At 56.9% G+C, this 15,319-nt stretch carries 14 protein-coding genes; 5 read left to right on the forward strand and 9 right to left on the reverse strand.

Going from position 1 to position 15,319, the window contains the following annotated elements; translation table 11 throughout:
* Positions 1 to 97 precede the first annotated feature (97 nt).
* Positions 98 to 2,326, forward strand: a complete 2,229-nt coding sequence (locus C8N45_RS02950) for an NADP-dependent isocitrate dehydrogenase (RefSeq protein ID WP_108384693.1) — start codon at positions 98 to 100, stop codon at positions 2,324 to 2,326.
* Between the two features lie 103 nt (positions 2,327 to 2,429).
* Here the strand turns inward: C8N45_RS02950 and C8N45_RS02955 are convergent, their stop codons facing one another.
* The gene (locus C8N45_RS02955) at positions 2,430 to 3,116 is read right to left on the reverse strand and encodes a response regulator (protein ID WP_108384694.1); all 687 of its coding nucleotides are present in this window, start codon (positions 3,114 to 3,116) and stop codon (positions 2,430 to 2,432) included.
* Positions 3,117 to 3,348: 232 nt separating this feature from the next.
* On the opposite strand from C8N45_RS02955, the gene C8N45_RS02960 reads away from it, so the two are divergent.
* Together C8N45_RS02960 and C8N45_RS02965 are read left to right on the forward strand one after the other, a co-directional pair.
* On the forward strand, positions 3,349 to 4,083 hold the full coding sequence (locus C8N45_RS02960; RefSeq protein WP_168769382.1) for a sensor histidine kinase: 735 nt from the start codon (positions 3,349 to 3,351) through the stop codon (positions 4,081 to 4,083).
* Between the two features lie 170 nt (positions 4,084 to 4,253).
* Positions 4,254 to 6,083: an ABC transporter ATP-binding protein gene (locus C8N45_RS02965; RefSeq protein ID WP_108384696.1), complete on the forward strand. Its 1,830-nt coding sequence runs from the start codon at positions 4,254 to 4,256 to the stop codon at positions 6,081 to 6,083.
* A gap of 48 nt (positions 6,084 to 6,131) precedes the next feature.
* Here C8N45_RS02965 and C8N45_RS02970 read toward each other — a convergent pair whose 3' ends face one another.
* Genes C8N45_RS02970 through C8N45_RS02980 form a run of 3 tightly spaced genes read right to left on the reverse strand, consistent with a single transcriptional unit; the run spans position 6,132 to position 9,182 of the window.
* Positions 6,132 to 7,649 carry a tripartite tricarboxylate transporter permease gene (locus tag C8N45_RS02970; RefSeq protein ID WP_108384697.1) on the reverse strand — a complete coding sequence of 506 codons (1,518 nt, stop codon included), beginning with the start codon at positions 7,647 to 7,649 and terminating at the stop codon, positions 6,132 to 6,134.
* Between the two features lie 3 nt (positions 7,650 to 7,652).
* Complete coding sequence (locus C8N45_RS02975; protein WP_108384698.1) at positions 7,653 to 8,138, reverse strand: tripartite tricarboxylate transporter TctB family protein; 486 nt, start codon at positions 8,136 to 8,138, stop codon at positions 7,653 to 7,655.
* 57 nt (positions 8,139 to 8,195) lie between these two features.
* Positions 8,196 to 9,182, reverse strand: a complete 987-nt coding sequence (locus tag C8N45_RS02980; protein ID WP_108384699.1) for a Bug family tripartite tricarboxylate transporter substrate binding protein — start codon at positions 9,180 to 9,182, stop codon at positions 8,196 to 8,198.
* A 282-nt stretch (positions 9,183 to 9,464) separates the two neighbouring features.
* On the opposite strand from C8N45_RS02980, the gene C8N45_RS02985 reads away from it, so the two are divergent.
* Both C8N45_RS02985 and C8N45_RS02990 read left to right on the forward strand, forming a co-directional pair.
* Positions 9,465 to 10,019 carry a heme oxygenase-like domain-containing protein gene (locus C8N45_RS02985; protein WP_133175926.1) on the forward strand — a complete coding sequence of 185 codons (555 nt, stop codon included), beginning with the start codon at positions 9,465 to 9,467 and terminating at the stop codon, positions 10,017 to 10,019.
* Positions 10,006 to 10,395, forward strand: coding sequence for a response regulator (locus C8N45_RS02990; protein ID WP_108384701.1), 390 nt, complete (start codon positions 10,006 to 10,008; stop codon positions 10,393 to 10,395). The genes C8N45_RS02985 and C8N45_RS02990 overlap by 14 nt, the downstream gene beginning before the upstream one ends.
* Here the strand turns inward: C8N45_RS02990 and C8N45_RS02995 are convergent.
* The 5 genes from C8N45_RS02995 to C8N45_RS03015 are packed head-to-tail and all read right to left on the reverse strand — an operon-like array spanning position 10,384 to position 15,294.
* Complete coding sequence (locus tag C8N45_RS02995; RefSeq protein WP_108384702.1) at positions 10,384 to 11,364, reverse strand: membrane dipeptidase; 981 nt, start codon at positions 11,362 to 11,364, stop codon at positions 10,384 to 10,386. The two genes, C8N45_RS02990 and C8N45_RS02995, sit on opposite strands and share 12 nt — an antisense overlap.
* A 48-nt stretch (positions 11,365 to 11,412) precedes the next feature.
* The gene (locus tag C8N45_RS03000; RefSeq protein WP_108384703.1) at positions 11,413 to 11,970 is read right to left on the reverse strand and encodes a PqiC family protein; all 558 of its coding nucleotides are present in this window, start codon (positions 11,968 to 11,970) and stop codon (positions 11,413 to 11,415) included.
* Between the two features lie 3 nt (positions 11,971 to 11,973).
* Positions 11,974 to 14,067 (reverse strand): PqiB family protein, encoded by a 2,094-nt coding sequence (locus C8N45_RS03005; protein WP_108384704.1) that lies wholly within the window; start codon positions 14,065 to 14,067, stop codon positions 11,974 to 11,976.
* Positions 14,057 to 14,695: a paraquat-inducible protein A gene (locus C8N45_RS03010; RefSeq protein WP_108384705.1), complete on the reverse strand. Its 639-nt coding sequence runs from the start codon at positions 14,693 to 14,695 to the stop codon at positions 14,057 to 14,059. The genes C8N45_RS03005 and C8N45_RS03010 overlap by 11 nt, the downstream gene beginning before the upstream one ends.
* Positions 14,662 to 15,294, reverse strand: coding sequence for a paraquat-inducible protein A (locus C8N45_RS03015; RefSeq protein ID WP_108384706.1), 633 nt, complete (start codon positions 15,292 to 15,294; stop codon positions 14,662 to 14,664). Before C8N45_RS03015 ends, C8N45_RS03010 begins: the two co-directional genes overlap by 34 nt.
* Positions 15,295 to 15,319: the final 25 nt, after the last annotated feature.

The raw sequence follows: 15,319 nt of genomic DNA on the forward strand, positions 1-15,319 counted from the left end.
AACCGTTTGAAGAGGTGCCTCTGAATTTGTGATTGCAAAGTGGACTCTGACAACGTGATTGGTTACGGGTCTGGCAAACACGGAAAGGTACATTCAAATGGCTGGCAATAACTCCCCCGATATCATCTACACCAAGGTCGATGAGGCGCCGCAACTTGCCTCTGCATCGCTGTTGCCGATCATCCGGACTTTTGCCGCCGCCGCTGGTATCTCGGTTGGCACAAAAGATATTTCGCTGGCTGGCCGGATCATTGCGGCCTTTCCCGAAAACCTGACCGACGCGCAGCGCCAACCCGACGACCTTGCCGAATTGGGCGAGCTGGTCAAGCAGCCAGATGCAAACGTCATCAAGCTGCCGAATATCTCTGCATCGGGACCGCAGCTTCTGGCGGCTATCGCTGAATTGCAATCACAGGGCTATGATCTGCCTGACTATCCCGAAGACCCCACCACAGAGGCCGAAAAGTCCGTTCGTGCCCGCTATGACGCCATCAAAGGCTCTGCCGTGAATCCGGTCCTGCGCGAAGGCAACTCTGACCGCCGCGCAGCTGCCGCCGTCAAGAAATACGCGATGGCAAATCCGCATTCCATGGGGGCTTGGTCGGCTGACAGCAAAACGCATGTGTCTACCATGTCCGGCGGCGATTTCCGCGCGAATGAAACCTCCGTGACGCTGACTGACGCGCAGGCCGGTGCGGCCCGGATCGAACATGTAAAGGCCGACGGCACCGTGACTGTTTTGAAAGATGGCGTCGTGTTCCCTGCGGGGACTGTGGTTGATGCCACATTCATGTCGGCCAAAGCGCTGGATGACTTCCTGGCCGAACAGATCGCAGCGACAAAGCAGGACGGCATCCTGTTCTCGCTACATCTTAAGGCGACCATGATGAAGGTCTCTGACCCGATCCTGTTTGGCCATGCGGTCACCGCCTACCTCAAGCCGGTATTCGAAAAACATGCGGCGGTGCTGGATGCTGCGGGTGTTGATCCGAATTCAGGGCTTGGCACGATGTTTGCAGCACTTGAGACGATGCCCGAGGGTGCTGCGATCCGGGCTGAGATCGACGCGCTGATGGCGGAACGTCCGCCGCTTTACATGGTCAACTCTGACAAGGGGATTACCAACCTGCATGTGCCTTCCGATGTGATCATTGACGCATCAATGCCTGCCTTGATCCGTGCGGGCGGCAAGGGCTGGGGGCCGGACGGCGCGGAAGCCGACGCCAATTGCGTGATCCCCGACAGCTCGTATGCGCCTGTCTATGACGCGGCGATTGCGGACTGCAAAGAAAACGGCGCGCTGGACCCGACGACCGCAGGGACGGTGCAGAATGTGGGGCTGATGGCCCAGAAGGCCGAAGAATACGGCTCGCACCCGACGACGTTTGAAGTGCCTGCTGATGGTATTGTGCGCATGATCGCGGCCAATGGCGATATCCTTCATGAACATACCGTTGAGGCGGGCGATATCTGGCGGTCTGCTAATACGCGCAGGGCACCAATTGAAAACTGGGTTGAGTTGGCGATCGAGAGGCAGGCGGCCGAAGGCTGTGACGCGATTTTCTGGCTGGACGAGACTCGCGCTCACGATGCGCAACTGATTAAGCTGGTTGTGCCTTTGCTGGCGGCGGCTGGCGTCAGCGACAAGTTCCGGATCATGGCGCCACGTGCGGCGACAAGTGTGTCCTTTGAGACCATTCGTGCGGGCAAGAATACGATTGCAGTGACCGGCAACGTCCTGCGCGACTATCTGACCGATCTGTTCCCTATTCTGGAACTGGGAACCTCTGCCAAAATGCTGTCCATCGTCAAACTGATGAACGGCGGTGGTCTTTTCGAGACCGGGGCAGGCGGATCGGCCCCCAAGCACGTGCAGCAGTTGGTCGAGCAAAACCATTTGCGCTGGGATTCGCTTGGCGAATTCTGTGCATTGGGTGAAAGCCTGAAGTATTTTGGCAGCGTGAATGACAGCGCCAAAGCCAGGCTTCTCGGGGTGGCCGTCGATGCCGCGACGCAAGGCATTCTGGACAATAACAAGTCACCCGGCCGCAAAGTCGGGCAGCCCGACAACCGTGACAGCCATTTCTTTTTCGCGCTTTACTGGGCGCAGGCCCTTGCTGAACAAACCGAGGATGCTGCCTTGGCCGCCCATTTCGCGCCGATTGCAGAAGCACTTGCCGCGAATGAGGCGAAAATCACGGACGAGCTTGCCGCTGGTCGTGGTACGGCTGTCGACATCGGAGGCTATTATCATTCCGACCCGATCAAAACGGCAGCGGTGATGGCCCCGTCAGCGACACTCAACCAGATTCTTGGGACGGCGTAGACTGCGGCCTCATTTCAAGGTGCCGTCGCCCGTGCACCAAACAGATATCGCGTCGCGCCTTGTCCCTGACAAATCGGACAAGCGCGAGGCGATGGCGCTGGGTTCAATTGAGTTTGGTATTCGCTGGGACTGCGGGCTTTGCGATTTCGTTGCAATAATCAGTGAATTCGCTGCAATTGTCGTCCAGCATTTGAAGCAGAATCTGGCGATCTTCGTCTTCGGTTGTTTTCACGACCTGCTTGACAATACGCTGCATCCGCGCGATCCGCGGGCGCAGCCCGGCGATCGCGGTATTGTCCATGGCATTGTCTACTGAACCGGGGCGCAGGTCAAAATCGGCTCCCCGTGATTTCTGCCGCATGGCCCCAAAGATTGCACCGCGCAACCGCTCTGCCGACAGGTCTTGCTTGGAAAGGAAGTCCTTGCAACCGTCTTTCATGGCCTGCACAGCCAATTCCATTCGCGCCTCGCCAGCGACCATGATCGGCAAAACGCGCAGGTCGGCGGGTTGTTCGCGCAGGATTTGTATCGCGTCCAGTCCGGTGCCGTCTGCGAGGTTGAAATCGATAAACGCAAAGTCGAATTGCTGGCCCTTGATCAACCGCGCGAAACTGTCCAGGTCAGCTACACATTGGACTTCACCACTGATGCCCGCTGATTTGAGAGCACGACCCAACTGTCGTTGATCGAATTCGTTGTCATCCAAAACGATGACCGAGATCGCAGATAGATCCTTGCCAATGGCCCGGCCAAGCGACGGTCTTTCAAATTTTTCGATTGCGTGTGCCATTCCGAGCCTCTTGATGCTGATCGTCAACTTTGCACTGAATTAAGATGGATGTCTTACAACATCCCTAACCGATCCTGAAAAGCGCACGAAAATTTCCGGGAACTTTCCTGCAACCCATAAATAAATCTTAATAAAATCACACAATTTAACGCCCTGTGAAGCATTCTTGTTCATGATGAGACATGCGTGCGGGTGTGTGTCTTACATTTTGAAACGGGGGCAAGGAAAGAGCATGGCGATGAATCCAGCCACTCAGGCACAGGCAATTGCCAATGCCACGGAGCAAGACGCGCTGGAGCAGACGATATATCTGATCTCGCATGACTTGATGGCCCCCGCGCGGGCGATTGCCACGATTCCCGACTGGATTGATGAGGACCTCAAGCGCCATGAGGTCACGCTGCCAACCGACGTGCAGGAAAGCTTTGATCTGCTAAAGGTTCAAGGGGTGCGGTTGCAGGCAATGATCGCCGATTTGCTGATCTATTCGCGGATTGGGCGCAAGCAGACGTTTTTCAACGGTCATTGGGACCCTATCCAGCGCCATACCGCAGATCATCTGCCGGAATTGTGCAATTTCACCTGTGACCTGCAACTGGCGGGGCATCCTGTCGTTGGCAGCGCCGATATCCAACATCTTGTCATTGCCTTGCTGTCGAACGCGGTGAAGCATCACGACCGTGACCGCGGCACAATCACCGTGGCGACACAGGTGAATGGCCTACATTGGCAGATGACGGTCACTGACGACGGGCCGGGTATCCCGCCCGGCGACAAGGACAAGGTCTGCCAGCTTTTCACAACACTTAAAGCGCGCGATATGGTTGAGGGCAGCGGCATGGGCTTGGCGATTGTGGAAAAAATCTGCCTCCAGAACGGGGGTTGCCTGTCGATTGATGAAGGATTGGGCGGAAAGGGTTGCCAAATTACGGTCATTCTGCCCATCTCAGCGACGCCATCTATTTGACGTGGTGACAAGACGCCGCAGCTTTGCTACCCAGATGGGAATTCATGAAGGAGCGATGTTGATGATGATATCCAGGACCCCGAACCGACGCGCCTAACGGCCGGTCCTGACGTGGCGGCTGTGCCGCTTTCATCCATTTACATACATTCCCGGCCCCGTTGGAGGGCATCATGTTCCGAAAATTTGAAGACCTTGTGAATCCATTTCCTGTGCTCGCCGAGGATACCCCGCCCGGTGGCCTGTGTTCCTACATCAAAACACAACTGCAACCTTTCCGCCGGTGGCTGCCATGGATGGCACTTGCGGGCTTTGTCGTGGCGCTGATGGAAAGCGGCCTGATCTTTTATTCGGGCCGCTTGATTGATCTGATGGGGGCGGCTGGCCCCACTTCGTTTTGGCAAGCCCACAGTACCGAAGTGATATTGGCCGCGCTCTTCATTCTGTTTCTGCGCCCCTTGCTGATCACGTTCAACCATCTGTTCCTTGAACAGACATTGGCGTCAAACATGCAAGAACAGGCCAGATGGCGGGCGCACAAGCATCTGCTGGGCCAGTCGACGGGTTTCTTCCAGAATGACTTTGCAGGCCGTTTAAGCAACCGGGTCATGCAGATGGGCCCCGCCGTTGAGGACAGCACCTATATGGCGTTTGAGGGCATCTGGTTTTCGATGACCTATGTGATCGGTGCGATCCTGATCCTGAGCCAGATTGACCTGAGGCTGGGGCTGCCGCTGGCGATCTGGCTGGTGATCTATGTCTTTTATGTCCGGCGCATTGCGGTGCGCGTGGCGTCAGCCTCGGAAAAATGGTCCGATGCCCGGTCACTTGTCACCGGGCGGGTTGTTGACGCTTATGCCAATATCGAAACGGTCAAGCTGTTCTCGCATGGCAGTCGCGAGGAAGCCTATGCGCTGTCGGCGATGCGGCGGCTGCGGTTGCGGTTCCAGCGGTTTCTGCGCCTGATGACCGAGCTGTCCTTTGGCCTGAATGCGCTTAATGGTGCCTTGATGGTGGGTGTGGTCGGCGCGGCGATGTGGCTTTGGGCGCAGGGCAGTGTGAGTTTGGGCGAAGTGGCGGCGGCCTCTGCCCTGACGATCCGCCTGAACGGGATGAGTGGCTGGATCATGTGGGTTACGATCCGCCTGTTCGAACATGCAGGTGTCATGCGTGAGGGGCTGCGGTCCATTGCGAAGCCGCAGGATGTGGTCGATGCCCCCGATGCGGCACCGCTGGTCGTGCGTGACGCTGAAATCAGGATCGAAGGACTGAGCCATCACTATGGCAAGGGCCACGGTGGTCTTGATAATGTCAGCCTCACGATCCCTGCGGGGCAGCGTGTTGGCCTGATTGGTCGGTCGGGTGCTGGCAAGTCCAGTTTGGTCAACCTGTTGCTGCGCTTTCGTGATGCCGAACAGGGCCATATTCTGATAGACGGCCAGTCAATATATGACGTCACGCAGGACAGCCTACGCCAGCAGATCGGCATGGTCACGCAAGACAGCAGCCTGTTGCACCGGTCGGTGCGGGCCAACATTCTTTATGGCAATCCATCCGCCAGCGATGCCGAAATGATAACGGCGGCCAAACGGGCAGAGGCGCATGACTTCATTCAGGACCTTGCCGATCCTGAAGGGCGCACGGGCTACAACGCTCAAGTGGGTGAGCGTGGTGTGAAATTGTCCGGCGGGCAGCGCCAAAGGATCGCGATCGCCCGCGTTATCCTGAAAAATGCCCCGATCCTGATTTTGGACGAAGCCACATCAGCGTTGGATAGCGAAGTTGAGGCTGCAATTCAAAAGACTCTATATGGTGTGATGGAAGGCAAAACCGTTATTGCCATTGCACATCGCCTGTCCACGATAGCCCGGATGGACAGGATTATCGTGCTGGACCAAGGGCGCGTCGTTGAGGATGGCAGCCACGATGATCTGTTGGCGCAAAACGGGCTTTATGCCCAACTGTGGTCGCGCCAGTCGGGTGGTTTTCTGGCGACTGAATAGTGTGTGAGCGGGTCCCGTCTTGCCAAACTGGGCGGGACGTCGCTTTTATCAATCGCCGTCTGCCACACCTTCCGCGCGCAGGCGTGCGCGCCGGGCGCGATAGCTGGGCAGCACAATCAGGAACAGTGCAAAGATCAGCAGCCCCAATGTCATCGGCCGTTCGTAAATAAAGCTGAACCCGTCATAAAGCTGCATCGACCGCGAAAAGTTGTTTTCAAGCATCGGCCCGAGGATGAAGCCAATCAGCAAGGGTGCCAACGGATAGTCGGCAAATCGCAGGATCGTTGCACAGACGCCAAGACCGACGAGCAGCAAGAGTTCGGTCGCGTTGTTCTGCCCGATGTAGGCCCCCATCAGAGTAAAGAACAGGATGAAGGGAATAAGAAAGGTCCGCGGCACCGCCAGCACCTTGGCGATGTATGGGATCAGGGGCAGGTTCAGGATCAAAAGGATGAGATTGCCAAGATACATTGAAATGATAACTGCCCAGAAAATCTGGGGTTCATCAATCATCAGGCGCGGTCCGGGCGACACGTTCAGGGCGATCAACGCGCCCAAAAGGATGGCCGTGGTGCCAGAGCCGGGAATGCCCAGGGTCAGCAGCGGTACGAATGACCCGGTGCAGGCTGCGTTGTTGGCGCTTTCGGGTGCTGCGAGCCCTTTGAGGCTGCCTTTGCCGAATTGGTCTTGTTCTTCCTTTGGTGCGATGTTGCGTTCAACCGCATAGCCCAGGAACGACGCAATTGTTGCGCCAGCACCGGGAAGTACACCAATCAGGAACCCTTGGATCGATTGCCGCCCGATGACGGGGGCAATCTGGCGGGCTTCGGTGCGGGTTATCCGCAAATCCTTGATCTCGTTGCTGCCGCCTTCGGTCTTGGATCGACCGGGGTCAAGTACCAGATAAATTGCCTCTGGCAGGGCGAACATGGCCATCGCCAGTGTGATGAACCCAAGGCCTGATTGCAGGTCCATCAGCCCCATTGTAAAGCGTGGCGCGTTGAACAACGCGCCTTCGCCGATGGTGGCCAGCATAAGGCCAATGACTGTCATCAACAGTGCTTTGCTGATTTGGCCAGTGCCTGCAAATGCCGCGATGGCCGACAGCCCCACAACCATCAGCCCGAAGTATTCCGGCGAGTTGAACAGCAATGCCACCGAAGCAAGGGCAGGGGCAAAGAACAGCAACAGGATCGCGCCGATTGTGCCCCCTGCGAATGAAGAAACCGCAGCGACGGTCAGCGCCTTGCCTGCCTTGCCCTGTCGGGTCAGGGGATAGCCGTCAAAACTGGTCGCCACCGTTGAGGCGACTCCGGGTGCATTGATCAGGATCGAAGAGGTCGAGCCGCCAAAGATGGCCCCGTAATAGACGCCCGCCAGCAGGATCAGAGCGGTCGAGGCATCGCCGATCGAGATCGCCACAGGAATCATGATCGCGATGATCGACATCGGGCCCAGACCTGGCAACATCCCGATGAATGTTCCGATCAGACAGCCGCCCACGACTATCAGAATGTTCTTGATGGAGAAGGCGGTTTCCAGCCCGATCATCAGCCCTTCCAGCATCGCCTAGCCCCCCATCATCATAGGCCATGGGCTTAGAAAAATGCCCAAGACCTCTTGCACCAGATACCAGACACTGCCTGCCGCCACGACCGCAACGGCGATCAGGGTAACATAACGCCGCTCGCCCAGCAGCAACGCGCCAAAAATCAGAAAGCTGCCAGTGGCCAACAAAAAACCCAAGGGGCGCAACAACAGCGCATAAGCCACCATCAGGCCCAGTAGAAACAGCGCCTGTCCCAGTTTGTAGTCCGTCAAGCGGGTGTAATCGATTTCACCATCCTTGGGGCCGCCGCTTTTTTCGAACCCAAGCAGCACGGACAGGCAGGCGATTATCGCCATGACAGACAGCACCTTGGGGAATGTCGATGGCCATATCGGCGTGCGCCGCATGAAGGGTGCAAGGTTGGCATCCATAGTAAAGAATGCCGTGTAAGCATATGCTGTGCATATTAAAAGCAGGATCAGCGCGATCCATCGATCCAGTGCCAAGATGTGTCCCCCCGAACGATATCCGGCGGGGTTTCCCCGCCGGACAAGTGACAGTTCTTACAGGAACCCGAGTTCTTTCATCAGGTCGCCAATTTCCTTTTCCTGTCCTTCAAGGAATGTCAGGAAATCATCGCCGTTGTTGTAGATATTGACCCAGCCGTTGCGGCTGCGGACCTCTTCCCATTCCGGGGTGTCGTACATCTTGGCAATTGCGTCCTGATACATGGCCAGCGTATCGGCGGGCAGATCAGGGGCGGCAAAGAAGCCACGCCAGTTCACAAACTCGGTATCAATGCCCTGTTCGATCATCGTGGGGGCGTCGGGGTAGCTGTCCACGCGCTCCGGTGCTGTGATGCCGATGATCTTGACCTCGCCTGCGTTGGCCAGATCGATCGCCTCGGAAAAGCCGGTGCTAAGTGCCGTGATTTCACCCGACAACAGGGCCGCCATTGCTTCGCCGCCTGCGTCATAGGGGATGTATTTGACACCGATGGGGTCTTCGCCTGCGGCCTTCATCACCATGGCAGCCACCAGATGGTCCAGCCCGCCTGGCACGGATCCGCCACCAACGGCGGTGTCATTGGGGTTGCTTTGGTAGGCCGCGATGAAGTCGCCCATGGAATTGATCGGGCTGTCCTTGCCCACAACCACAGCGGCGTAATCACCGATGGTGCCTGCGACAAGTGTCAGATCGCGGAAGTTCTGCGGGAACACCCCTGTCAGCGAACGGATCACGATCGGGGTCGAGTTGACCATCAAGGTGCCATGGTTGCTTTGCGCGTTTTCGATCAGATAGCCAATGGCTTTGCCACCGCCGCCACCAGACATGTTTTCATAGGATGCCTGTCCGACCAGACCGGATTTGGTCAGCGCCTCGCCCGTGCCGCGGGCCGTGCCATCCCAGCCGCCGCCGGCACCGCCGGGGATCAAAAAGTGGATGCTATCTACGACTTGATGTCCGTCAGCCTTGGCGATCGCGCCAAATGAAAGCGTCGCAGCTGCGGCCGCCATTATGACCCGGCGGGTCATTTTCATATGTTTCATGGTGTCCTCCCGTTTGTCGCGTCATTTTCTGCCGCGTGTTGGGGAGTGTTTCCGATCGTCAGTCATTACGCAACCTTGATCGGTATTTCCTCTGCAATGAAGTGCGCACAGACTGTCGATTTTTATATGACGCCAAACGAAATGTTAACCTTCTTTATCCATCTGGGATTGTGGGTCGTTTCTATGGTCAATCACAGATTGAATGGTGGTTTCAAATGTGGTCTTGTTCGAGGGTCCTTGTGCAGCCTCATCAACCAGCCGAATCAGCTGAGGGAAATTTCTATGCGTTTTGCCTTGAAAGCACGGACTTCCTGCACGCACGCGCGACTGGATGACGCACTAAGCGAACTGTCACTCGCGCAGCGCAGTTCATTCATCACATTTCTGCGCACACAACATCTTGCCTATCGCGCGCTGCATCTCTTGGTGCCGAACGATCATTGGGTCAGTGGTGTGATCGATGAAATGAAGGCGTTGCTGACAGCCGATCTTGGGGTGCTTGATGTCTCGGGAACAGCACGCCCGATGATTGGCGCTGTGCCCCCGATGCATCCGCTGGGCGTTGCCTATGTCATTTGCGGGTCACATTTTGGCAAACGGGTGTTGCGCAGCAGATGGCTGAAGTCAGCCGACACCGCCGTATTGGGTGCTTGTTCCTATCTGGACAGCGACGTTCTCGCGCTTGGCTGGAAAAGCTTCCTGAGCGATCTGGATGAATTGCCTGACCCCGCCAGGGACCTACCGGTTCTAGCGGCAGATGCCGACCGCACTTTTTCAATCTTTTACGACAGTCTGTTGACCGTCAAACATCGGGAAACCGCACATGCCGCAGCTTAAAACAAAACCACGCGATGCAAAAAACACGCCAGAGAAGGTTTTGATTGTCGAAGATAACTTCATCATTGCGGTTGAGGTTGAAAAGCTGTTGCGTCGACTGGGCGTTAGCGAGACAACGATTGTGCCGGGCGTTGACGCCGCGTTGGACCAACTTCAGGACGTGGATTATGACTTTGTCTGGCTAGACGTGCGGCTTGGCCCCGACAGCGGGATTGTCGTGGCCCACCAGCTTTTGGCAGCAAAAAAGCCGTTTGGCTTTTTGACCGGATACGGGGAAATGCTGCGGGTGGAACCCCTGTTTGCCGATGTCCCGATTGTGGCCAAGCCATTTGTAATTGAAGACCTTGCAGAAGCGATGCACGACCTACTGGTCTGACTGACCGGCAAAGCTGTTCTGATAAAAGAGCCGCCAGTTTCCACCCATAATGCCCGCGACTTCTTCTGTGGACAGGCCGACTCTGTTCAGTCCTTCGGCGATATTGTCAATGTCGCGGTTGTCCTGAAACCATGTTGGCATAGGCGGAAAACCGGGGCTCTGTGCCGACCCTTCGCCATAATCCGTTTGTTTTGTCCAGCGCCCGACGCGCATCCATGTCACCACACTATCGGGCTGATCCTGACAAAGATCCGACCCAAGCCCAAGCGACGCGGCCCCGAATTTTTCGGCTGCGCGCGCGATCATTTCGCAAAAGCTGGTCAGCGTGCAGTCTGTTCCACCCTTCAGGTGGTGCGGATAAAGCGAAAAACCCAGCATCCCGCCCTTGTCGGTGACGGCCTTGATCACTTCATCGGATTTGTTGCGCAGGGCCGGGTGCCACACCTTGGGGTTTGCATGGGTAATGGCAATCGGCCGGGTCGAAAGCTCGGCCGCCTCGATGGTCGAGCGGTCCGCGCTGTGGCTCATGTCGATGACCATACCGACGCGGTTCATCTCGGCGATGACCTGACGGCCCATGCGGGTGATGCCGGGATCGTTTTCTTCGTAGCAGCCCGTCGCAAGCAGGGACTGGTTGTTGTAGCTCAACTGCATGAACCGCAGCCCAAGGCTGTGCAGGATTTCCACAAGTCCAATGTCGTCTTCCATCGGGCTGGGGTTCTGGGCCCCGAAAATGATTGCCGTGCGGCCCGTCGCCTTGGCGCGGTCCACATCCGCAGCGGTCTTGGCGTGCATGATCAGGTCAGGGAACTCTGTGAAATACCGGTTCCATTTTTCGATGTTCAGAACCGTTTCACGAAAGGTTTCATGGTACGCGATGGTCACATGAACAGCATCGACGCGCCCTTCGCGCATTTGGCGAAATATCTTTTGTGACCAGTTGGCATATTGCAGGTTATCGATACGCATAGTGGCACGATGCGCAGAATTCCCAAGCGCCGTCAAACGTGATGCGGGCTAGCGGCCGATGGTCTTTGCTATTTCTTCCGACAAGGTCAGCACTGCTTCGGCCTGCGCCGTCGCAATGCTGGGCAAACTCAGGTCCGGCATGGGTTTGCTGATCGCAAAAGCGCGGCTTTGGTTGCGGAAATCACTGCCGTCACCACCTACATAGAACTGACCGCTTAGCCGGAAGGTGCCGTCTGCATAGGCCAGCACGCGTTCGACGCGCACATCAATGCTGACGTCCGGCAGCCCCAAGAAGGGCCAGGGTTCCGGCCCTGCGTCAATACCCAGAATATCGCCCAGATTGCGCGCAACAGCGATTGTCATGGCGCGTTGCGGGTCATCGGCCCAAAGCACCTCTGTATTGCTGGCGATCAGTCCGGCCCCGGTTTCGACGGCAATTTCTTCAGCGGCTGCATAAGTTGGCAGTGACACTGTGCGGACCATTGCACTTGATACCAAAGGACGTAGTTCAAGCGCAGAATCCAGTTGCGCCAGCGCAAGCCGGTCGGGTTCGGGCGTACATGCGGCAAATGCGAGAGCCGCCAGTAGGGAAATGCGCTTGATCATGTTTTAGCGTCCTGTCAGCAGTGAATTGGGATTGCGTTGGATGGTGCGTGCCAGCGACGATACGGCATCGGCAGCCTCTTGGATATCGCGCAACGTCGAAAGGGTCTCGGCAGTGAAACGAGACCGCTCTCCGTAGCTGTTGATCACCGTTTGGGTTTCGGCGACCAACTGGCTGGCGCGGGCTGACAAGGCAGGCAGAGTGCTGACGGACTCCTCAATCGCCTGCGCGGCCTGATTGGCAGAAGCGAGCGCTTGATTGACGTTTTCGATCGCGCCCCCTTCGCGGACTTCGGTTAAGAAGCCGCGCATCTCGTCCAAGGCACCGTTGAGCGAAGCGGGTAATGCGGCGGTGTCTTCATTTTCGACAAAACTGTCGATTGTCGACAGCGTGGACGTGGCCGAGGCCACCAGCGCATCCAGTTCCAGTGCATTTGCCTTGGCTGTCAAGGTTTCAATCTGGCCGATCAAATCTGGCAGACGTTCCGTGGCACTGGCGATGTTTGTGACAGCCACATTGGTGTTTGCAATCGCGGCATTCAGGTTGGGCACGACCTGCGTCTCGTCGACGTCAAGCAGGATCGCATCCAGATTGCTGACGGCTTGGCGGATATCGTTGGGAATAGCCTGCAAATCCTCTGACGCGACCAGCGTGCGTGCTTCATCCATCAGGGCAACGACGGATGCGGGCACGGCGCGCGTATATTCATCATTGGCCAGCCGTTCGATACTGCCCATCAGTTCAATGGCACCATCCATCAATTCCTCGACCGGCAGGGCATTGATGCGCGCAAGTACCCCTTCGGCAGAGGCCGCAACATCCGAAATTTCCGACTCTGTGGTGGGGATGACCGGATATTCCCCTGTGGTCAGCGTCACAATCGCCGGCAGCGCATCGTCGATCTGGACCAGTTCAACCAACACTGATCCCGAAAGGATGTTGCCCGTAATCATGCGTGCGCGCAGACCGCGGTTCACAAAGTCTGACAAGAGCGCCAATGCCGCTGCCGGGGTGGCGTCACTGCTCATCCCCAAGCGCGACGGTTCAATCGACAGCACAGCTTGCAGACGTACCTCGGCGGTTTCACCTTCACCCACGACAATTGCGTTGATATCGGTGACTTCGCCGACCTGAATCCCCTGAAAACGGACCTCTGCGCCGGGACTTAGTCCTGTGACCGCTTCTTCGAACAAGACTGCCACCTCAAGCGCTTCTGCGTTCGGGTCCGTAAACAGGCTGTCGCGTGCGGCTTGCGGCCCATCAAAGAGATCAAACCGATGCCCTGACTGGATCGGACGGCCACCGGACACGATTGTATCAAACGCAACGCCCCCTTCGATAATTGATGCCAGCGAATTCACATTGAGTGACACGCCACTGGCGCCAAAGGACACGCTGAAGCCTGAGGTATCCCAAAACCGTGTGCTGGTGGTGATGCGGCGGTCGTAGGGGCTTTCGACGAAGGCATTGACCAGCACTTCGGTGCCATCGGCCGAGAGTTCGGGTTTTTCCAGAAAGCCGACCTGGATGCCCTTATGCAATATCGGTGCGCCCGCTGACACAGCATTCCCGTCGCTGGCCCGCAGGATTATGGATGTGCCGCGTTGCCCGGCGCGGGTTAATGAGGGTGCTTCAAGCCCTGTGAATTCATACTGGGCCACATCTGCCTGTGTGTCCCAGTTGCCTTCGATATAGACGCCCGACAAAACGGTATCGAGCCCGCTGATCCCCCGAACAGACACATCAGGCCGCACGACCCAGAATTCTGCGTCATCATCCAGATAAGGGGCGACGCTCTTGTCAACACGTGCGTGAACCAGAACCACGCTCAGTCCTTCGGCAAATTCGACCTTTTCAACATCGCCAACCGTGACATCGCGGTATTTGATTTTGGTCTCGCCTGCCTTGATGCCGGACCCGTTTTCAAAACTGATGGTGATGAGTGTTCCCTGATCCAGATAATTCTGCCAAGCGGCATAAAGTGACACGCTCAAAGCCAGAATGGGCACCAGCCACACCAGCGACAGCCGCCGCCAAAGCGGGCGCTTGACTGGGCGCACATCAAGCGGTGCAGGGCCTTTGGTTGCGTTATCTTGCATTGGTCGTCCTGTCCGCATCCCAGATCAATCGCGCGTCAAAACTTTGTGCGGAAAGCATGGTAAAAATGACTGAAAGGGCAAAGCTGACTGCTGCAATACCCGGATTGATGGTGGCAATAGTATTGAGTTGCACCAGCGCAGACAGGATTGCAACGACAAAGACGTCAATCATCGACCAGCGCCCGATGAACTCCACCGCCTCATAGGCGATGTGGCGTTCGTGCTGGTGGGTGGCAGATTTCGTCTGCACAGAGATTGCCAGATAGGCAATCGCCATGAATTTCCCTACCGGAATCATGATCGAAGCCACGAAAACAATGATCGCAATGCCGTAGGACCCATAGTGAAGCAGGTCGACAACCCCGCCAACGATTGTGCTTTCGCTTTGTTCGACAAGTGTTGCGGTCCGAAGCATGGGGTAAACATTGGCCGGAATAAAGGCGATGATGCCCGCAATCAGCCACGCCCAGACCTTTTGCAGGCTCTGGGTGTCGCGGCTTTCCAGACGACCATCGCAACGCTTGCAGAATTGCGCATCACTTTGGTGCACCTGACCGCAACGGCGGCAAGCGACAAGGCCGGCTTCGCGTGCCGTTATCGTTCCGTTGGCTGTTCCAGCGCTTCCCAAATCGAATACCTGCAAATGAGTTGGTCTTTCAGGACCGTGATCAGCACGACCCCACTAAAGGCCCAGAAGGCCGGGCCAATGGTCACAGCCGCCAGTCCGGCCACCTTTACGAGCGCCACAGTGACGCCCACAATGAAAATTTCGGCCATGCTCCATGGGCGCAAACGTTCGGCAAGGGCAAAGGCCTTGCGTGCCCCGTTGCGCGGCGGCTCATCCCGTACCAATGGCCCAATGGCATAAATCAGCGCGGCCAGTCGCATCAGAGGGATAACAAGGATAAAGAATGCAACGGCAACGGCCAATGGAATAGCAAGTCCGTCGTTGAACGCCAGCACCGCATCAATGACTGAGGTCGCATTTTGCAGCCCCCCCGCATCCAGCGAGAGGAACGGAAAGCTGACCGCTGCAAGCAGCATGACAAAAGCCGTCAGCGCAAGGCTCAGCACTTGCGCCATCGCTGCTGGTTGTGACGTCATCAGGACATAGCCGCATCGCTGGCAGTATGCGCGCGTGCCTTCCGGCAACGCATGGGCCTGATGCAGCGTATCGCATTGCGGACAAGCAACGAGATCGTCGAGGTTTTGGGGTGCAGGGTTCACGCAATTCCTATGGTTGCAGCAGGAC

Origin of the sequence: Yoonia sediminilitoris, assembly GCF_003058085.1 — a bacterium.
Classification (GTDB): domain Bacteria; phylum Pseudomonadota; class Alphaproteobacteria; order Rhodobacterales; family Rhodobacteraceae; genus Yoonia; species Yoonia sediminilitoris.